This is a genomic window from Paenibacillus sp. 01T431, from assembly GCF_056398625.1.
Map to the genome: position 1 here is coordinate 33888 of NZ_JBFTPT010000013.1, position 19053 is coordinate 52940.

The window sequence follows — 19053 nt, forward strand, 5'->3', positions numbered from 1 at the left end:
AGACGGAAAGTGATGAAGCGATGAATCATCTAATGTATTTTTCCAAAAAGCTGCATGCATACGGAGGCAAGATTCTATACTTGAATCTCATAGGCATGATGCTTGTTGGACTTCTTGATGGCGCGAGCATGCTGTTGCTAGCCCCTTTACTTAGTGTGATTGGAATAGTGAACATTCCACTTGCATCATTACCAGGTTTATCTTTATTAGCTTCGTTACAGGAGCTTCCCAAAGAAAGGGCCTTATTTATTATTTTAACGATATATATTTTGATTGTCGCTCTTCAAGCAGTAATTGGTCGTAATTTAAGCTTAAGAGAAATAAGAATACACACTGGTTTTGTTAATCAAATACGTTTAGAGCTTTATCTAGCGCTGTTGCAAGCGAATTGGGGATTTTTTATAAGAAAAAGGAAAACAGACCTTATTAATTCTCTTACTGGTGAACTTTCACGTGTGACGAATGGTGCTTTTCTATTTTTGCAGATGATAACATCTATAGCCTTTACGGTTATTCAAATTGGAATTGCCTTGTTCATATCCATAAAAATGACTTTATTCGTTTTATGTTGTGGGCTTGTTATAGCATTTCTCTCCAGAAGATTTATTAAGCAATCAAGAATGATTGGGAGCACGACGATTGAGCTGGCTCAAAGTTATTTAGCCGGTATTACGGATCATTTTAATGGGATGAAAGATATTAAAAGTAACCTGCTTGAATCATCTCGATATCGTTGGTTGTTAAATTGGTCGAGTGATATCTCACGGGAACGGTATGAAAATTCAAAGGTGCGAAGTAATTCGCAGCTCTTTTACAAGCTGTTTTCAGCTATAATGATTGCTTTTTTTGTTTTCATTTCAGTGATGCTGTTTCAGAGCCAAGGCGGATATTTAGTACTCATCTTGGTCATCTTCTCACGTTTATGGCCACGTTTTACTGGTATTCAAGCCAGCATGGAACAGATTGCTTCCTCTTTGCCTGCTTTTCAAGTTTTGATGGAACTGCAAGAGGAGTGCATAAAGGCCAGAGAATTAGAGGATGTAGGTAGTTTAGGCGGAGAGCATATTTTACCTCTGACACTCCAACACCAGCTCGAATGCCGCCATGTCTATTTTCGGTATGACGAGGAGCAGCCGGAGTATACGCTGGAAGCTATTAATCTGAGCATCCCTGCTAATGGCATGACCGCCATTGTTGGACAGTCAGGCGCGGGAAAAAGCACATTAATTGATCTAATGATGGGACTTATGAAGCCAGAACTTGGTCATGTGCTCATTGACGGCAAGACGCTTACAGATGAGGATCTGTTGTCGTTAAGAAGATCAATCAGTTATGTCCCGCAGGAGCCGTTTCTGTTCCATGGGACGATTAGAGATAACTTAATATTAATCGATCCGAATGCGACGGAAGATCAAATATGGGAAGCGATGGAGTTCTCTTCTGCGGCTGAATTTGTTCGCAAGCTTCCGGATGGCATCGATACGATTATTGGTGATCGTGGAATACGTTTATCAGGCGGGGAGCGTCAGAGACTCGTTTTGGCTAGAGCAATATTAAGAAAGCCATCTATCCTTATTTTGGATGAGGCTACAAGTGCACTAGACAGCTTGAACGAGACAAAAATTCAAGAAGCCATAGAGCGGCTTAAGGGAAAAATGACCGTTATCGTCGTTGCTCATCGCTTATCGACCATTCGGAATGCAGATCAGGTTATCGTGTTGGAAAATGGGAAAATCGTGCAAACGGGCCATTTTATCATGCTCGCTGAGGATAAAAAAGGACTGTTCAGCCGTTTGTTAGGCAACCAGCTGCAAGTAGCTTTATAGTCGTAACTTTACTATACTAATTAGAGTAGTAAAGTTCATGACAGGGACAGGCATTTACTCCTTTGGATAGATTAACTCAGAATTGGTTTCAATGATTAGGAGGACACATTTGGCTATTATACTAACGCTCGGAATAACCGTGCTTCTCTTGTACCTGCTCTTTATCCTCCCAACCCAGTGGTTGAAAATCGAAAAAATTACACATCCCATTGGCATTAACAAACGCATATTGCAAATAAGCGATTTGCATGTAGACAGGCTGCGCATAAGCGCAAAGCGAATTCAGCATGTCATTGCCTCCGTGCAGCCTGACTACATTTTTCTGACCGGCGATTATACGTATAAAGAACACTATTTGACGCGGGTAGGCTATTACTTTAAAGCTATAGCAGACAGCGGAATACCTGTCTATGCAGTGCTCGGAAACCATGATTATGAGCTTCCGCGTTTAAAGAAATTGCTCGATCTATTTGGCGTTTATGGGATTAAGGTGCTGCGTAACGAGAATGTCATGCTCGATGATTTTCAGCTTGTCGGAATCGACGATGACTGCTCTCATCATAGCCGAATCTTACCTTCATTTAGAGGTATGGATGATAGCAAGCCTGTCGTCATTATGACGCATGATCCTAATGTCGTTCTAAAAATTAATCGCCCTTTTCAATATTTAATGGCCGGTCATCTGCATGGGAAGCAGCTGAACGTGCCGTTCTTTTTTGCATTAAAGCCAAAGGGCCCGTTGTCCGTGAAAGGGATCTACAAAGGCCTTCATCACAATAAGGATGGCTCCTTTTACATTTCCAAAGGCATCGGTCAAGCAGGCGTTAACGCAAGGTTTATGGTCAGAAGCGAGATTACGATTCATGACCTATAATCAATGAATCAGAGATGCATCTAGTCATCATCGGTATTTCTGCGGCTTGCCTCGCGAAAGGCAGCTGGAGGAATGCCTTTTGCTTCGGCAAACGTTCGGGAGAAATAATGTACGGATGAGAAGCCGCAGCGCTCAGCGATGGTTTTAATCGGCGTTGCTGTTTGTGATAGCAGCTGCTCCGCCACGCGGACTCGCTCATGTCTAACAAGCATGGAGAACGATTCATGAACGCTTTGAGAAAAAAGCCTAGATAGATGGCGCTCCGACACATTAATGTAGCGGGCAACCTCCGATAAGCTCAAATTAGCGCCTAAATTATCGCGTATGTACAGCTTTGCGCGGCTAATGAGGATAGCTGCATTGGATGCGGGCAAAATGATTTCTGTATTTTTGTTCCTCCCACCTACAATTGTAGGAAACGTTAGGATCAAGGCATGTGCCAGCTGATTCAGCAAGGCGATTGGCACAGCGAACATTTCTTCGCTTGGAATGAGCAGCGATTTCCAAATTTGAGCTGTTGGAGAATGCTGCTGGTTTTCAATCCAAATCGTGCCGCTGTTTAAAGACTGATTGTAATATTCGAATTCATCCGGCTTAGAAAGCTTCTCATCGAGCTCGTAGGCAACATATAATAAATCCAATTGATCTACATCTCTTATTTGATGACGGATATTTGGCCGCGAGCAAAAAAGCACGCCTTCATGCAGAGGATAAGCCGTTCCGCCTTCCTCATAAATACCGGTACCTCCAGCCACGTAACAAACCTCAAAAAAAGAATGCTTATGAACAGCATTTGCAACAAGCTTTGGTACCGCTCCCCAATAATAAACATGGATGGTCAAGCTCTCACCTTGCAGCAATCTTGCATATCTATTTAAGCGTTCCTCGCTTTTTGACCAAACGTACATATGAACGATCAGCTCCTATGGCGTAATAATGCAAAATTATGTCGTTAACAGGTAAATACGATTGCACTATATCCTATCTATAATTAAACCATATTCACATTAATTATACGATAAGGGGAATGAACATGATCACTAATGAAGATGTGCAATTTTATAAAGAAAATGGTTACTTGCTTGTTAGAGGCGTGTTTAACAATGAAGAAGTAGTAGAGATGAGAGCGGCTGTTGAGCGGGTTATTCAACGAGCGGCGCTTGCTCAGGCAGATCATAACCACGCATGGCAAGGAGATTTCCTCCCGCCAGAGCAGCTTAAGAAGCTCGTTCTGAAAGGCTTCCATGATGTGCATTATCATGATGCCTCCTTTACTAAGGCAGTCATTCATCCGAATATGGTATCCGTACTGAATGGAATCATCGGTCCCAATGTACAGCTTCATCACTCCAAAATGCTTGTGAAGCCGCCTGCGAATGGAGCAGCATTTCCTATGCATCAAGATTATCCATATTTCCCTCATAACGACCATTCGATGCTTGCTGCAAGCGTTCATCTTGATGATGCCGATTCAGAAAATGGCTGCTTAGCGGTTATCCCAGGTTCTCATTTGGAAGGACCGCTGAATCATGTGGGAAGACATTATCTCAACCATAAGGAATATCCAATTTCATCTGGAACGCTTTGCCCGGCGAAAGCAGGGGATGTGCTGTTCTTCAACTATTTGACGATTCATGGATCGGATGTTAACCGCAGTGACAGAACGAGAAGAAACGTTTTGTTCCAATATCGTGATGCAGCCGACAAGCCTTCTGTAAATACTCATTTTGATTGGGGCATGGGCCTTATGGTTAGTGGAGAAAATCTTGATTTCAACAATGTTAAACCAAAATTTGAAATTACGGAGTAACTAATTATACTGAAGTTACGCCACTAAGAGACGTATACAACCGGATGCAAAAGGTTGTTATACGTCTCTTTTTTGTGCGAAGTAATACTTGAAAGAGCTCTACATATTTATAGTATCGAAACTTCAAAAAGCTAAACGAATATTTCTCTGGAAGCTGTGGAAAAATCATATTGACATAAGTTTGAGAACGATGATATATTTGTTTCTGCAAAGTAGAGTATTCTTATCGGAATTAAAACGAAATTGATTTTAAGAGTTAATTTTTGCTATTAATCATAATGTGTAGACAGAAAGGATGATTGTTGTATTATGGAAAATAATTTATTGACAGCAATTGAAACAAACTGGATCAGTTTAGTTGTATCAGCAATAATACTTGGCGGTCTTTATTTTATGGCCAAAAAACGTGTAAGCTTCGGAACGAGGGTATTGGTCGCACTTGGCCTTGGCCTTGTGGCAGGTATCATTTTTAACAACTTTAAACTAGATACTGAGGGCGTAGGTACGATCGGCTCCATCTACATTAATTTAATTAAGATGATCGTTATTCCGCTCGTATTTGTTCTCGTTATTAACAGTATTATCTCGATTACGAATCTTGAGTTTCTACGCAAGCTTAGCGTTAAGACGATCAGTTGGTTTCTTGCAACGACAGGTGTAGCCGCAATTATCGGACTTCTAGTAGCATCTGCTATTAATCCGGGTGCAGGCTTCGAGCTTAAAACACCTGAAAATTTTGAAGCGCGTGAAGTTCCAAGCTTTTTCAAAGTGATATTGGATCAAGTGCCTTCGAATCCGATTAACGATGCTGCAGAGGGTAAAGTAGTGCCAATTCTTATTTTCGCACTATTCATTGCTATCGCAATCGTTAAGGTAGGAGCAAAAAATCCGGATTCTGTTCAACCGTTCAAAGCGTTCATTCAATCGGCAACAGTGATTATGCACCAGGTTGTTAAGTTCGTTCTTCGCTTTACACCGTATGGTGTGTATGCCTTGATTGCAGTTATGGCTGCTAGATATGGTTGGGAAACACTCGAACCGCTTGCCATGTTAATTCTTGTAACTTATATCGCATTGCTCTTGCATTTTGTATTCGTCTTTGGCGGCCTTGTATCTTTTGTCGCTAAGGTTAATCCTTTGAAATTTTTCAAAAAAGCATATCCTACGGTAGCGGTAGCGTTCACAACACGCAGCAGCTTTGCAACGCTTCCGGTCAATCTTGAAGTTATTACGAAGCGCCTTCGCATTTCACCAAAAATCGCGAGCTTTGTAGCACCGCTTGGCGCTACAATGAACTTTAACGGCTGCGGCGGTGTTTGGCCGGCTGTTGTAGCAGTATTCATCTCACAAGTTTACGGTGTATCGCTTACTGCAACAGATTATGTACTTATCGTACTTGTTAGTGTAATCTCTTCAATCGGTGTAGCAGGCGTACCAGGTCCAGCTTCCATTTCGACAACAGTTGTATTGACAGCAGTTGGCTTACCGCTAGAAGGTATTGCACTCGTTGTTGCTGTTGAATCTCTAATTGATATGGGTCGTACGGCTGTTAATGCTACGGGTACTACGGTTACTGCATTGCTTGTAGCAGATTCCGAAGGCGAATTCGATCGTGAAGCATTCAATCGCGGTGACGAAGATGACCTAGAGCTTAATCCTGCATAAACAAACGTATAAATAAGCTTGGAAAAAAGCCCTTGGAAACACGTGATATCACGTGTTATCCAAGGGCTTTGTTTAAATATAAGAAAGTATATAATTTTCTCATACTTATCTTATATTTCACCGTCAAAGCTACTTCAGCGTCTAAGGACGCCGAAGGCGTTTTTGCTTGGTTTAAGGTTCATCATGTACTTCAGGAAAATCATGGTCGTATTCATCTTCACCTGGATAGTCACGAGGCATTCCTGCATGAAGCGCTCGATTCTCATAAGCGAAGCGATTGGATGGTCGCTGATCCACTCTCCAAGGCGTACTTTTTCCTAGCGATTCCATCAGCAGATCAGAGCCATACGGTCCATCCGGAAACTCCTCCGGAATGAGATCGTTGCGCTGCGATTCTACTGTTGATACATCTGTATAGGGCTGGCGATTTTCAGGAACAAATCGATCCATCAGCAGACTCCTCTCAAATGGTATTAGTTTACCATTTCAGTGTACCCTGATTAATCGGTAAAATGCACCGTTCCAACAACAAAGTATAAGAATTGAGCGAGCTCAGCCGCTTCTTCTTCTGTCAGCTTAAACGTATGTTCAAGATAACCTTCCTCTTCAAGGTCATCAGGACCGATAATCGCTGTTTTGCCAAACTGAAGGTCAGTAATTAGTTTTTTGCCGTAAAAACGGCTAGTGGAAGTAATAGCAAGGTCGAATCGCTTCAAGCTAGGTCCAATAAAAGTGACGTATCTTGTAGACGTTTCTTCCGTGGAATCGGACATAAAATCAAAATCAGGCAACAGCATAAAGTATAGCCTCCAATTCATTAATACAATCATTATACAATATTATGTTCTGCTTTGGCTTATTGCAGTTTATACAAGCTATGGTACATTAGTAATAGCAGTGCCATCAGGAGGGATACAATGATATGAACTACAATTCCGAATCGTCGCGTGATGCAAAAGGATCTATTCGTGACTATGTATACGATAAGCTGAAATCAGATATATTGGATTTGAAACTGGAGCCGGGCCGTTTTATTTCAGAAAAAGATATAATCGAGATGCTGAAGGTGAGCAGAACACCCATTAGAGAGGCATTCGTTAAGCTTTCGCAAGAGGGACTTATTGAAACGATACCCCAGCGAGGTTCATTTATTTCTCTTATTGATCTGGATATGGTGGAAGAGTCACGCTTCGTGCGGGAAACGCTGGAAAGTACAATCGTCAGGCTGGCATGCGAGCAGCTTAAGGCTGAACAAGTGCTGCAGCTGCTAAATTTGATTGCCCTGCAAGAGCTCTGTATCGAAGAAAAAAACTATAAGCGATTGTTTGAGCTCGACGATGAGTTTCACAAAACGATTATCATCGGATGTGGGAAGCTCCGCACATGGAAGCTGCTTCAAGAGCTTAGCGCCCATTACCAGAGGGTGAGGATGCTGCGCCTTGCTGCAAACGATGATTGGCACATCATTTTGAGCCAGCACCGTGCAATCGTAACGGCAATTAAGGACAAGGACGCAGATGCGGCGGAAAAAGTGATGCATGAGCATTTGAATCGTTTTCAACTGGAGAAGGATGAGCTGAAAGAGAAACACCCCGCGTATTTTAAGTAATCATGTACAATGAAACGGCAGGCATCCTCATAGGAGGTGTCGGCTGTTTTTTTGATTTTGCTATATATATTCATATAAAAAAGGCATATGCACTTGTCTGAATTAATTGTATACTAGTATTATCAGTTAAGAAAATGACTAAGGAGATGGAATTATATGATTCGTGTTGCGATTATTGGAACCGGCTCAATATCGTCTGCTCATATCGAAGCTTATCTGGCACTTGGGAACCGCTGCAGTATTGTTGCTTTATACGATATTAATGATGCAAGCGCGCAGGACAAAAAAAAGAAGTTTCAATTGAATTGTGAAATTGTAAACGATTACAAAAATTTGCTGTCGCGTGATGATATCGATTTGGTTTCGATTTGCACGCCGCCCTATACACACGCTGATCTTTCCGTAGACTTCCTGCAAGCAGGAAAACATGTCATTGTCGAGAAGCCAATGGCATCTTCACTGGCTGAATGCGATAGAATGAACGAAGCCGCTGCCGCATCAGGAAAAATTCTTTCTGTCATAAGCCAGAATCGATTTGGCGATGCGGTCATGAAGCTTAAGAGCGTGCTTGATTCTGGGCTTGCAGGACGAATCGTGCATGCGCAGGTTGATTCCTTTTGGTGGCGAGGATATACATATTACGATTTGTGGTGGCGCGGAACTTGGGAGAAGGAAGGCGGAGGCTGTACGCTCAACCATGCCGTACATCACATCGATATGTTCCAATGGATGATGGGTATGCCTGATAAAGTGACGGCCATTATGGCTAATACTTCCCATGATAATGCGGAAGTTGAGGATTTGTCGGTAGCGATTTTGTCCTATCCGCGAGCGATTGCTCAAATCACAAGCTCCGTCGTTCATCACGGACAAGAGCAAAAGCTTATTTTCCAAGGTGAGAAAGCGCGTGTATCGATGCCATGGCAGGTGACCGCTTCATCTGCACAGGAAAACGGTTTTCCTATTGAAAACCCGGAATTGGAGCGGCAAATTGCAGCTGTTGCAGATGGTACAGCTTCCTTAACCTATGTAGGGCACAAAGGTCAGCTGGATAATGTTATAACCGCGATAGAAAACGGCAGCGGTGAAGTACTCGTAACGGGAGTGGAAGGAAGAAAAACGCTTGAGCTTATTACTGCTATTTATCAAGCTTCCAGCACAGGGACAACTGTTGAGCTGCCTATTCGACCAGACAGCCCTTTTTATACACGGGAAGGGATTATGGCGTCAGCGACTCACTTCTATGAGAAGAAAAACTCCGTTGCAGCGTTCAGCAGCAATCAAATTACGGTAAGCGGAGAAAGCAAATAGGAGGGGATCCGATATGACGTTCGACGAATCGCTGGAGCTTTCCATTCATGCAGGCACTCCGCTGCCAGCCGTTGTTCGAGTAGAAATGGAAGAAACAATGTTTAAGCGGCTTTTGGAATGGTCAGGAAATTGTAATCTATTCGCAGTTAATCATTCGGCAGGTCTTTCGTTTGCATGTCAGTTAAGCCCGTATGCCATGTCAGCAGGGCCGCAAGGTGCAATTGCTGAATGTGCGCTTTATATACTGGTACAGGACGTTTCATTGCCGCTGGAGACCCATTTGTTATTTGAATTAAAAGCTGCTTCAACTGCTGCTCCAGCAGACCTGAAGCATAATCCTTGGAGCGAGCTGCCTGGGGTGTATCTCGATCATCAGGAAGATAATGCGAGAGTTGTCGTAAGCATTGAGGGTAAACTTTTTACTCGGTACCTATATGCGGCTACGAGTGCGAAACCTTACTTTTACCCCTTAATCGGACCGCATGGAAAGACACTGATCCATGATGGGCCGGACGATCATCTTCATCATCACGGGTTATGGTGGGGACACGATGATGTGAACAGTCATAAGCTGTATCACGAGTTTCGCGGTGAAGGCAGGCAGGTGCACCGGACATTTGTTGTGCTTGCAAGCGGTCCTGTTTTTGGGCAAATGACGGCACTGATCGACTGGTTGGATGAGAATGGACGCCTTCTTCTAACGGAAGCTCGAAGTGTCCGCATTTATAATCTGCCTCCAGAATCGAGATATATGGATCTAACAACACAGTTGTATGCCGTGAACGGCGATGTCCGGTTCGGAGATACCAAAGAAGGCGGATTTCCATTTATTCGCGTTAACGAGCAAATTAGCGGACACCATCGAGGTGGCCTCACGTCTGCCGAAGGGAAAAAAGGTGAGGCGGACATTTTTGGTTCTGTGACGGAATGGGTCGACTACAGCGGTGAACTGTTTCTCAGCATGCAGCGAGACGGAGATGAAGTGGTCAAGCAGTACACCGAGGCAGGTATTGCGGTTTTCTCCCATCCGGAAAATGAAACTTTTGCTTCTCAATGGTTTGTTCGTGATTATGGCCCTTTCACACCTGCGAATTTCCATTTCTGCGGCGGTAAGCTTTTGCCAGGTGGAGATGCAATAACGATGAAGCACCGTATTTACATTCATGAGGGGAACACAGAAAAAGGCGGAGTAAAGGACAGATACAGTGAATACGCCGAACATGACCGGCAGCTAGCTTCATGGTCTAAGGCATAATCAACAACTGCATGGAGGAGGCCGCGTATTCGCGGTTTCTTTCCTTTGCAGGTAGAGGTTGGCTAGAAGCAGAAAATAGAAACATCTCTCTAATTGTAAGCGCTTCATAAATGGACGGGAGGTTGGTTCATTTGAAGATGAACTGGTATTACCGGATGATGCTGTCGTATACACCGATATTTTTCTTTGTTATTTCATCAGTTATCTTTTTGTTTTTTTCAACGTTAAATCATTCGTCGGAGAAGAAGTATTTAGAAACGAATCAAGCGATCGTGGAGCAGACGATGCAAAATGTGGACGCCAACTTGCAACTGATTGAGCGCAATGTGGTAAGGGAAATGCAGACGGACAAAACGCTGCAAGCCTTTTTTAATGAAAAGCCCAAGTCACTGTATGATTACTTCGTAATTCAAAAAAAGTTAGTTGAAATATCCTCATCTTTGCCGTTCGTTAATTCCATTTATATTTACAGTGATCATATTGGAAAAGTATTATCCGAAGCAGGGATGGTCAAGCTCGAGGCGTTTAAGGACAAACCTTTTTTCGATTCGCATCAATCAAGATCGGCTGCAATGGGCTGGACGAGCCCAAGAGAGTATAGTCAATCTATCCTTGATGATTCCACTCGCAAGGTTGTTTCACTGGTAAAGGCTTACCCATTCGCGTCTGATAAGCAGGGAGCGGTGGTCGTCAATCTTAACGTAAGCTCCATCATCGATTTTATGAATCAATTCAATGGATACGGCGGCACGATTCAACTTCTCGATTGGGAGAAGAAGCCGTTTGAGTCCACTCTGCCTTCTGCCAAGGAAGGCGGTATTTATGCCAGCTCCCCATACACCGGTTGGCAATACTATGCAGACAGCGTGCATGCCAACGAATTTTCCGCCCTCTCATTGTTTTCCAACATGTGGTTTATTATCGTATTTATCATCATCATACTTGCCTTAGTATGGTTTACTTTTATTACGCATGTCTCTTACAAGCCGATCCAGACCATCATGGGTAAAATCGACGGATATGCGGCTCGCAAAAGCCAAGAGCTTGGCATTAAGATGCCCCGAAACGAGTTTAAATTCATCGAAACCGCCATTGATCATTTATTGAAAAAATCGATTGATTATGAGCATCTGCATAAAGAGGATTTGCTGCTCCGTCAACGGAATCTCCTTCAGGAGCTGCTTGTTGGACGATCCATGCTGACCGATCAGGAATGGAAAAAGCAGGCATCGGCACTTGGCTTGCCGCATTCATATGAATACCTTGGCGTCATTGCTCTAGAAATTGACCATTTTGCCGCATTTACCGATAAATATAAAGCCAGTGATCAAAACCTGCTGAAATTTCTTATTGAATCCGCTTTTCGAGAGCTTATGCAGCAGAAGGAATTGCAGATCCAACACGTATGGACAGAGCCTCAGCGAATGGCTTTTGTTGTCCTTTTACAGCAAAGCTCAGAGTCCATTCAAGATAGGCTGGTACAAGTATGCGAGGAATTCCGCAAGTGGATGAACGAGCATTTGGAGTTAACCGTATCTTGCGGAATTGGAGACTTCGTCCATTCGATTCATGATATTGCTGCCGCTTACCGCAGCGCTGCTGAGAATGTATCCTATAAAGCTGTTTTTGGCACAAACAGCGTAATTGATAACCGGTTAAGATGTACAAAACAAACAGGAGAGACACTTCTGTGCTTTCAATCCATATTGGAGCTGTCACGCTCTTGCCGGATGGACGACGGGCAATGGGAAATTAAGCTGAGCCGAATTTTTCTTAAGTTGAAAGGCATGTTAATCTCGCGCGCGGATATTGAAGCGTTCATTCATAATCTAATCCGCCAGCTTGAGAAAGATATGGAAGCATTGCCAAGTGATATCGAGACGATATGGAGCAGCGAATACCGAAGCAGGTTCAGGCAAATCGCGCAGCATGCTGAGACGATCGACGAGCTTGAGATTCAGCTTGCGGCTGTTTTGACTGAACTTGCGGGCGATAGGGATAAGAAAAGGCTGAATGGCAAAAATCATACGATCGCCCTCCAAACGAAGGAATACATCGACCAGCATTACACTGATCCGAGCTTGTCTCTCATTCAAGTCAGCGAGAAGCTTGGTCTAAGCGCGAGAAGCGTTAGTCATTTGTTTAAAGAGGAGCTTGGTGAAAATTTTATCGATTATTTGCTAAAGGTAAGATTCGCACATGCGAAGAACATGCTGCTTGAAACAGATGAGCCTATCCAATGGATTGCTGAACAGGTGGGCTACACACACGTCATTTCCTTCCACCGCGCTTTCAAAAAATTGTTTAATCTACCGCCAGGTGAATATCGAACCATTTATCGGTTAAACGAATGAATGGCAACAAATCTGCCGAATTAATCGGCAGATTTTCTTTTTACTTCCGTAAAGGTTAATCGTCGGAAAATGGTAAAGTCCGCGTGAATAGCGGGATTTCCGATTATGTTAAGCCTCTGATTCTTGTTAATATCCGATTTCTTAATCGCGTGTTACATTTGGAACCAAGCCGAAATATTTGCTTCCAATAAGAGTCAGGAGGTCATCCATGCAGATTGCAACGGAACGCCAGAGGAAGGTCAAGGCCGTGCCGCGCGTTCGTATGAAAGCGCTGTACAGGGATTGGCAGTTATACCTGCTGCTGCTTCTGCCCTTGGCGTATTTTATTATTTTTAAGTACACACCAATGCTGGGCGTCGTCATTGCATTTAAGGACTACAACATGTTTCAAGGCATTTTAGCAAGCCCCTGGGTCGGTTTCGAAACGTTCCGGGAAGTATTTCAGATGGATGGTTTTTACAATGCGCTCCGCAACACCTTTCTACTCAATTTCTTGGATCTTGTCGTAAGTTTTCCGATTCCAATCGCACTAGCGATACTGTTAAATGAGCTTCGTATAAAATGGTTCAAAAAAGGCGCACAGACGATTCTTTATTTGCCTCATTTTATATCATGGGTCATCATCGGCGGGATGGCTATTCAGCTGCTGGCGACCAATAACGGTATTGTCAACAATCTGCTGAAGTCTTTAGGGATGAAGGTCATTCCATTCCTTACGGAGCCTGTTTACTGGGTGCTTACATATTTAGGCATAGGTATTTGGCAGAGCGCTGGGTGGGGAACGATCATTTATCTCGCTGCGTTAACGGGAATTAACAAGGATCTTTACGAAGCGGCAGATGTAGATGGTGCAAGCCGAATGCGTAAAATCTGGCATATCACGCTGCCGGGGATCAAGCCGACAATTATCATTCTACTCATTATTAATATTGGACATATGGCCAGCATTGGATTTGATCGGCCGTTTGTACTTAGCAATCCTCTCGTCACCGATGTGTCTGAGGTTATCAGCACGTATGTATACAAAATCGGAATTCAATCCGCACGATATACAATAGCAACGGCTATCGGTCTGTTCCAAGCGGTTGTAGGTCTTATTTTCCTGCTGTCGGCCGATTATATTTCCAGAAAAGTTAATGATCAAGGCATTTGGTAGGAGGGCAGATATGAGAGCGTATGGAAATGACAAAATCGTAGATGCAATGATCATGGTCGTAATCATAACGGCGGGGCTCTTCTGCCTGCTGCCGCTGCTTCATATTTTCGCCTTATCGTTAAGCGCCAACGGGCCGATTCTATCAGGAAAAGTTACGATACTACCCGTAGAAATCGATTTTTCCGCTTACGAGGCTGTTTTCGGCAATGCAGCGATGATCCATTCCTTACTTTTTACTATTGGACTAGTTGTTTTGTTCACGGCTATATCGATGCTGATGACGATTATGGCAGCCTATCCCTTGACGAAGCCTAACCTAAAGGGAAGAAACTTTTTTCTTCTCCTTATCGTCCTGACGATGTTTTTCAGCGGAGGAATGATACCGGAATATTTACTCGTAAAAAACTTGCATTTGCTTGATTCGATCTGGGCGCTCATTTTGCCGGGGATGGTTAATGCCTTTTATTTGCTCATCATCAAGACCTTTTTCTCCTCCATTCCAGTAGAGCTGGAAGAGTCGGCGCGGATGGACGGAGCCAACCATTTTAAAATTTTGTGGCATGTCATCCTGCCGCTGTCGCTTCCGGTCATGGCCACACTTAGCTTGTTTTACGCAGTGGGCAGGTGGAACGGATTTATGGATGCCTTGTTGTACATTACCAAATCGGAGCTTTATCCACTTCAATTAAAGCTGTACGAAATGGTCATCAACAGCCAAGTTAACGATATGGCGATAGCAGAGGGGCTTAATGCCTCGGTACCGATACCGGAAAGTCTTAAAGCTGCCTCGATCATGTTCGCAACCATTCCCATTTTGCTCGTATATCCGGCGCTTCAGCGTTACTTTATTTCGGGTATGATGATCGGTGCCGTCAAAGGTTGATAGTCACTCTCGGACAGGCTGGAGCCGAAAGCTCCCGTTTCATGGAGTTGCTATAGATTAAAAAATGATAAAAGGGAGTTGAATGCGTTGAGGAGAGCAAGGCGTAAATTCACGATAATCTTTATGGCAGTGCTGTTGATTACATCCATGTTGTCTGCGTGCAGCAGCGGAAACGGAAATAAGGAGCCTGTCAAAGAAAAGGATGCTGCAAGCAATAAACCGAGCAATTCTGGCTCTGAAGCAACCGAGAAACCGAAGGGAGATCCAATTAAGCTTCGAATCGAGCTGTTTGACCGAAACAATACACCGGCAGGAGCTCCGAAAATTACCGACAACGACATGACAAAATACATCCAGAAAAATTTTGGTGAACCAAATAATATTACTGTCGAATTCGTTACGGTTCCTCGCTCAGAGGAGGTAGACAAGCTGAACGTGCTTATGGCTGCGAATCAGGCTCCTGACATCGTATTTACTTATGACCAGCCGACGGTACAGCAATACGTAAAAAACGGCGGTCTGACAGATCTTGGTCCGCTGCTGGATGCGCATGGACAAAAGTTGAAGGAAGTATTGGGTGAGGAGCTGCTCAGCTACGGTGTATTCGATGGCAAGCAGTATACAATTCCAGCTAAGCGCGTTCTGCAGCCTCAGAGCTCGACTTTTATCCGGCAGGATTGGTTGGATGAGCTCGGGTTGCCGCTGCCGAAAACAACGGAGCAGTTCTATGAGACGATGAAGGCTTTTAAAGAGAAAAAGCCTGGCAAATCCGGTGATAAAGCGATTCCGTATGGGCAGATCGACTATTTCCATATGCATCCGATTCAATATTCGTTCTGGGAATGGGACAAAATCGCAGATGAGGATCTTTATGCATCAGCTGAGTGGCTCATTCCGGGCAATAAGGAAGCGTACCGCTTCTTGAATAAGATGTACAACGAGGGACTTATGGATCCGGATTTTCCGCTCCATATGGGCAAGGATACACAGCAGTTTCAGAAGAACCTGCTGAACGGGTATATTGGTTCGGCAACAACAAATACCAACGAGCCGGTCTATATGGGCTATTATGCTGAGCTGCAAAAGAATGATCCGAATGCAAAGCTGGCGTTAATCGACCCGTTCACAAGCGCGGATGGCAAGACACCAAAACCTATTTATTCGCCTAATGGCATATACATCATGGTACCAAAAGCAAGTAAAAATGCTGAAGCGGCCATTAAATATTTGAATTGGATGGCTGAAACGGACAATATTATTGCCCTTCAGAACGGTACGGAAGGCGTAACATATGAGATGAAGGATGGCGTGCCAATCACGCTTGATAACGATCAGGCGAAGCAGACTTTATATAACTATTTTGATTACTGTATCATTCTTAACGGAAAATATGTCAGTACAACAGATGAGCTGCTGAACATTACAGCAAATGCGTCCGATCCGAATTTCAAGGATTTTACGGTGGAAAGCATCGCGACTGGATCGAAGGATGGAATCATTAAACCTCGTGTGGTGACGCCGATTCAATCGGAGATCAAGTATGCTACAACGCTGAAGGAAAAGGACGACGAAATATTTGTTAAAGTGTTAACTGCGAAACCAGCGGATTTTGACAAGGTTTACGATAAGGAAGTAGCGGATTATATGAAAATTGGCGGCAAGGAAGTAATGGAAGAGAAGCGAGCAGCGTTTAAAGCTGAGAATCCGTAAGGAGAAAAAAGAACGGCTACCCTCCATTAAGGAGTGGTGGCCGTTCTTTTTCAATTACGATGAGACAAAACGTTATACAGCTGGCATATAAATTTTAAAGCTGCCGCTAAGCGCTAGCATGGCAAACAGATAGAGGCAGTTGTCGTAATAGCGGCGGTCACCTGTGCGAAGCGGCGTGTTCCAAAATAAATCAACGCAAGCTTTGGCGTGCGGTCCTTCGAAACCGGCAAGCGAAGCCATCGCGTTTGTGGCAAGCAGCCCGACGGGATGAAGTGATTTTTCCTCAAATGGTTCGCCAGCTATCGTATAACGTCTATAATCAGACGGATCAATACCTGAGAAAAACGATTGAATCCGGTTCGCCTCATCATACTGCCATGGATCGACGCCGAACCATTCCGTGTCAAGGCCGATATTGGCGGCCACACGGTACGAGTCGCTGTAAAAATGACCATATCCGCGCTCGTTGTTTGGTGTTCCGTCGTAATAGGCGTACTCGGGTGCTAGTCCAGTAACCGGATGGCATGACAGCTTCAAATAATCTCTGCTCGCAGCTGCAGCTTCTTTCCAGAACTTGCAGTCTTCTGGATTAGCCCACAGCGCAAACAGCTCATAAAAGTGCGGCAAATGGTAGGATGGATCGGAATAGTCGCAATTTGGAATAAATTTGATTAATTTATTGGCAGGCTCCCACATCGGGTAACCGTCGTTATTTTCACCCTTATGCACACAGCTGTGAAGCAGGTTCCGAGCTTGCGCTCCGTAATTAAAAGGAACAGAGCCATCGCCCCATCGGTGTGATGCGAAGAAGAGAGCAAGCGCAAAATATTCCTCGCCATCGGGCGCCGGACCGTATGATCTTTTGGTGCCATCGGTATTGCATGACCAAGCGAAATAACCGGCATTCTCACCTTCGCTCATATACATGTAAGTCATCGTCCATTTCCATATGCGGTCAAAGATATCTTTGCGGTTCATCTGCACAGCCATCATCATGCCATAGGACATGCCTTCGGTGCGAACATCGATATTTCCGGTATCTAACAGATACCCCATATCGCTGCCAGCCTCGTAATAGATTCGCGTATCTTCATTACCGCCGAACAGGTTGTCCCAAGTATCCTCGACACGTCTCTCAATTTCTTCTTGGCTGTAACCGTACAGCTTAAACAAATTTCGGTAGTTTCCTGTGAAAAAAGCACCCGTTCCCAGCTTCGTCGACATCTTGTATTACTCCCCTTATATTAAATTTTCACTGCATGGAAATGTCTGAGAAATTGACTTCACCAAAACTTTACCTTGTATCGTTCAGAGTTCCTACCCTATAAAGTTTATAGAGTACTGTAATTATTAAAGGTTTGGTCATATTAAGGAAGTTTGAGAGCATGATTTTGCAGCAACAAAATGCTTGTAATAAAGAAATCAATATGATAGCATGAAAGCAATCGAATCATTAAACGTGAGGAAGCACCTCCTTTGCCGCAGGCAGAGGAGGTGCTTTTTGTTGTTTTCCGACATTCTCCCTAATTGTTCGGACGCTTTCCTTGCCTTCAACCGATTCGCGACCACATCTATTTATTGGAGGAATGAGAAACATGCAAATCGTATTTTTGAACACGTTCGAGAAGCTTGGAGAAGGCCAGCGCGTTGATAGCGCGCAGCTATCTATCTGTGAGAATCAAGGCATTTGGGCAGTGCTGTGGGTGGAGCTGAATGAGGAGAGCGAAGATCCGATCACTTGGTTTGAAGGAACGTCATGGGAGGAAATGATTGTGGCATTCCGTCATGGAATTGCAAGGGTCATGGGTGAAGGGTACGCGCCTATTATCGATGGCATGCTGGACGATCGCCGTTCTACAACTGGCAGCTTTGTAACTATGCTTCAATGCTACGGCGAGCTTCATGCCAATCAAGAACTTTTTCAGAAGCTTCGTGAATGGCGGCGTACGAAAGCAATTGCTGAGAAGCGTTCGGCTTATCTTGTCGCTACTAATCGCATGTTGTGGATGATCAGCGCCTTCGTTCCGAAGACGGCAGATGAATTAGCACAAATTCCCGGTTGGGGAAGCGCCAAGCATGCATCCTATGGATTAGAAGTGCTGGAGATTACAAGTGAAGCTAACCGTGATACTGAGTTTCCACTGCAATGGGTAAGTGACAAATTAGACTCAATCGCCTATACACAATGGCTTTATAAACAAAAGGAAACAAAATATAAATCTCAGATGGATCGCCAACAGGCAAAAAAACATATTTTGACGGCGGTACAGCAGGGTGGATCGCTTGAACAGCTTGGCGTGGAGCTAGAGCTGTCAAGGCGCGAATTAATGGATCGAATCGAGCAATTAGAACAAGAGGGTTACGATATGGAATCACTGATTACGCGGGAGCTCGTAGAGATGCCAGATGATGAGCAGCAGCTGGTCTGGGATGCTCTCTCGCTGGTCGGCGATAAATATTTGAAGCCGGTATTGCAGCAAGTATATGGCACTTTGGAAGCTTCGCAATTGAATAAGCCTGTTGATGTCCTTTATGAGCGCTTGAGGCTCATAAGGCTGCGTTTTAGAAGAAGCCTGACAAGTAAGGCTGTATAGTTTTTT

General features: G+C 44.0%; 16 protein-coding genes. 12 read left to right on the forward strand and 4 right to left on the reverse strand.

From position 1 onward, the window contains the following. Nucleotides 1-20: 20 nt before the first annotated feature. A complete protein-coding gene (locus tag AC1DM9_RS22690) occupies nucleotides 21-1826 on the forward strand; it encodes an ABC transporter ATP-binding protein (RefSeq protein WP_477511031.1) in 1806 nt (601 codons plus the stop codon). A 109-nt stretch (nucleotides 1827-1935) separates the two neighbouring features. Further along, nucleotides 1936-2700: a metallophosphoesterase gene (locus AC1DM9_RS22695; protein WP_477511030.1), complete on the forward strand. Its 765-nt coding sequence runs from the start codon at nucleotides 1936-1938 to the stop codon at nucleotides 2698-2700. A 20-nt stretch (nucleotides 2701-2720) separates the two neighbouring features. Here AC1DM9_RS22695 and AC1DM9_RS22700 read toward each other — a convergent pair whose 3' ends face one another. Then, on the reverse strand, nucleotides 2721-3608 hold the full coding sequence (locus AC1DM9_RS22700) for a helix-turn-helix domain-containing protein (protein ID WP_441878931.1): 888 nt from the start codon (nucleotides 3606-3608) through the stop codon (nucleotides 2721-2723). 125 nt (nucleotides 3609-3733) lie between these two features. Between AC1DM9_RS22700 and AC1DM9_RS22705 the strand changes: the two genes are divergently transcribed. Both AC1DM9_RS22705 and AC1DM9_RS22710 read left to right on the forward strand, forming a co-directional pair. Further along, a complete protein-coding gene (locus AC1DM9_RS22705; RefSeq protein ID WP_441878929.1) occupies nucleotides 3734-4510 on the forward strand; it encodes a phytanoyl-CoA dioxygenase family protein in 777 nt (258 codons plus the stop codon). 309 nt (nucleotides 4511-4819) lie between these two features. Further along, entirely contained in the window at nucleotides 4820-6175 is a 1356-nt protein-coding gene (locus tag AC1DM9_RS22710) for a dicarboxylate/amino acid:cation symporter (RefSeq protein ID WP_076267838.1), read from the forward strand. 171 nt (nucleotides 6176-6346) lie between these two features. Here the strand turns inward: AC1DM9_RS22710 and AC1DM9_RS22715 are convergent, their stop codons facing one another. Further along, nucleotides 6347-6625, reverse strand: coding sequence for a hypothetical protein (locus AC1DM9_RS22715; RefSeq protein WP_339207766.1), 279 nt, complete (start codon nucleotides 6623-6625; stop codon nucleotides 6347-6349). 50 nt (nucleotides 6626-6675) lie between these two features. Next, nucleotides 6676-6972 (reverse strand): DUF3055 domain-containing protein, encoded by a 297-nt coding sequence (locus tag AC1DM9_RS22720; RefSeq protein WP_179089790.1) that lies wholly within the window; start codon nucleotides 6970-6972, stop codon nucleotides 6676-6678. Nucleotides 6973-7097: 125 nt separating this feature from the next. Here AC1DM9_RS22720 and AC1DM9_RS22725 point away from each other — a divergent pair, with 125 nt between their 5' ends. From AC1DM9_RS22725 to AC1DM9_RS22755, 7 genes are all read left to right on the forward strand, one after another. Then, on the forward strand, nucleotides 7098-7784 hold the full coding sequence (locus tag AC1DM9_RS22725) for a GntR family transcriptional regulator (protein ID WP_441878926.1): 687 nt from the start codon (nucleotides 7098-7100) through the stop codon (nucleotides 7782-7784). Nucleotides 7785-7940: 156 nt separating this feature from the next. Further along, the gene (locus AC1DM9_RS22730; protein WP_441878924.1) at nucleotides 7941-9095 is read left to right on the forward strand and encodes a Gfo/Idh/MocA family protein; all 1155 of its coding nucleotides are present in this window, start codon (nucleotides 7941-7943) and stop codon (nucleotides 9093-9095) included. Between the two features lie 13 nt (nucleotides 9096-9108). Further along, the gene (locus AC1DM9_RS22735; RefSeq protein WP_477582366.1) at nucleotides 9109-10350 is read left to right on the forward strand and encodes a DUF6807 domain-containing protein; all 1242 of its coding nucleotides are present in this window, start codon (nucleotides 9109-9111) and stop codon (nucleotides 10348-10350) included. 137 nt (nucleotides 10351-10487) lie between these two features. Further along, on the forward strand, nucleotides 10488-12704 hold the full coding sequence (locus tag AC1DM9_RS22740; protein WP_477582535.1) for a helix-turn-helix domain-containing protein: 2217 nt from the start codon (nucleotides 10488-10490) through the stop codon (nucleotides 12702-12704). Nucleotides 12705-12912: 208 nt separating this feature from the next. After that, entirely contained in the window at nucleotides 12913-13860 is a 948-nt protein-coding gene (locus tag AC1DM9_RS22745) for an ABC transporter permease (RefSeq protein WP_477511027.1), read from the forward strand. Between the two features lie 10 nt (nucleotides 13861-13870). Beyond that, nucleotides 13871-14743: a carbohydrate ABC transporter permease gene (locus tag AC1DM9_RS22750; RefSeq protein WP_477511026.1), complete on the forward strand. Its 873-nt coding sequence runs from the start codon at nucleotides 13871-13873 to the stop codon at nucleotides 14741-14743. 123 nt (nucleotides 14744-14866) lie between these two features. After that, nucleotides 14867-16453, forward strand: coding sequence for an extracellular solute-binding protein (locus AC1DM9_RS22755; protein WP_477582369.1), 1587 nt, complete (start codon nucleotides 14867-14869; stop codon nucleotides 16451-16453). Between the two features lie 72 nt (nucleotides 16454-16525). On the opposite strand, the gene AC1DM9_RS22760 is transcribed toward AC1DM9_RS22755, so the two are convergent. Next, nucleotides 16526-17677, reverse strand: a complete 1152-nt coding sequence (locus AC1DM9_RS22760; protein ID WP_477582371.1) for a family 8 glycosyl hydrolase — start codon at nucleotides 17675-17677, stop codon at nucleotides 16526-16528. A gap of 371 nt (nucleotides 17678-18048) precedes the next feature. Here AC1DM9_RS22760 and AC1DM9_RS22765 point away from each other — a divergent pair, with 371 nt between their 5' ends. After that, nucleotides 18049-19047: an HRDC domain-containing protein gene (locus AC1DM9_RS22765; RefSeq protein ID WP_477582373.1), complete on the forward strand. Its 999-nt coding sequence runs from the start codon at nucleotides 18049-18051 to the stop codon at nucleotides 19045-19047. The last annotated feature ends 6 nt before the right edge of the window (nucleotides 19048-19053 follow it).

What these genes read in the sequence shown, in the direction of transcription:
- AC1DM9_RS22755 (WP_477582369.1), top strand. Translation starts at nt 14,867, where the DNA reads ATGGCAGTGCTGTTGATTACATCCATGTTGTCTGCGTGCAGCAGCGGA.
- AC1DM9_RS22715 (WP_339207766.1), bottom strand. Translation starts at nt 6,625, where the DNA reads ATGGATCGATTTGTTCCTGAAAATCGCCAGCCCTATACAGATGTATCA.
- AC1DM9_RS22760 (WP_477582371.1), bottom strand. Translation starts at nt 17,677, where the DNA reads ATGTCGACGAAGCTGGGAACGGGTGCTTTTTTCACAGGAAACTACCGA.
- AC1DM9_RS22745 (WP_477511027.1), top strand. Translation starts at nt 12,913, where the DNA reads ATGCAGATTGCAACGGAACGCCAGAGGAAGGTCAAGGCCGTGCCGCGC.
- AC1DM9_RS22690 (WP_477511031.1), top strand. Translation starts at nt 21, where the DNA reads ATGAATCATCTAATGTATTTTTCCAAAAAGCTGCATGCATACGGAGGC.
- AC1DM9_RS22705 (WP_441878929.1), top strand. Translation starts at nt 3,734, where the DNA reads ATGATCACTAATGAAGATGTGCAATTTTATAAAGAAAATGGTTACTTG.
- AC1DM9_RS22700 (WP_441878931.1), bottom strand. Translation starts at nt 3,608, where the DNA reads ATGTACGTTTGGTCAAAAAGCGAGGAACGCTTAAATAGATATGCAAGA.
- AC1DM9_RS22750 (WP_477511026.1), top strand. Translation starts at nt 13,871, where the DNA reads ATGAGAGCGTATGGAAATGACAAAATCGTAGATGCAATGATCATGGTC.
- AC1DM9_RS22710 (WP_076267838.1), top strand. Translation starts at nt 4,820, where the DNA reads ATGGAAAATAATTTATTGACAGCAATTGAAACAAACTGGATCAGTTTA.
- AC1DM9_RS22765 (WP_477582373.1), top strand. Translation starts at nt 18,049, where the DNA reads ATGCAAATCGTATTTTTGAACACGTTCGAGAAGCTTGGAGAAGGCCAG.
- AC1DM9_RS22730 (WP_441878924.1), top strand. Translation starts at nt 7,941, where the DNA reads ATGATTCGTGTTGCGATTATTGGAACCGGCTCAATATCGTCTGCTCAT.
- AC1DM9_RS22735 (WP_477582366.1), top strand. Translation starts at nt 9,109, where the DNA reads ATGACGTTCGACGAATCGCTGGAGCTTTCCATTCATGCAGGCACTCCG.
- AC1DM9_RS22720 (WP_179089790.1), bottom strand. Translation starts at nt 6,972, where the DNA reads ATGCTGTTGCCTGATTTTGATTTTATGTCCGATTCCACGGAAGAAACG.
- AC1DM9_RS22740 (WP_477582535.1), top strand. Translation starts at nt 10,488, where the DNA reads ATGAACTGGTATTACCGGATGATGCTGTCGTATACACCGATATTTTTC.
- AC1DM9_RS22725 (WP_441878926.1), top strand. Translation starts at nt 7,098, where the DNA reads ATGAACTACAATTCCGAATCGTCGCGTGATGCAAAAGGATCTATTCGT.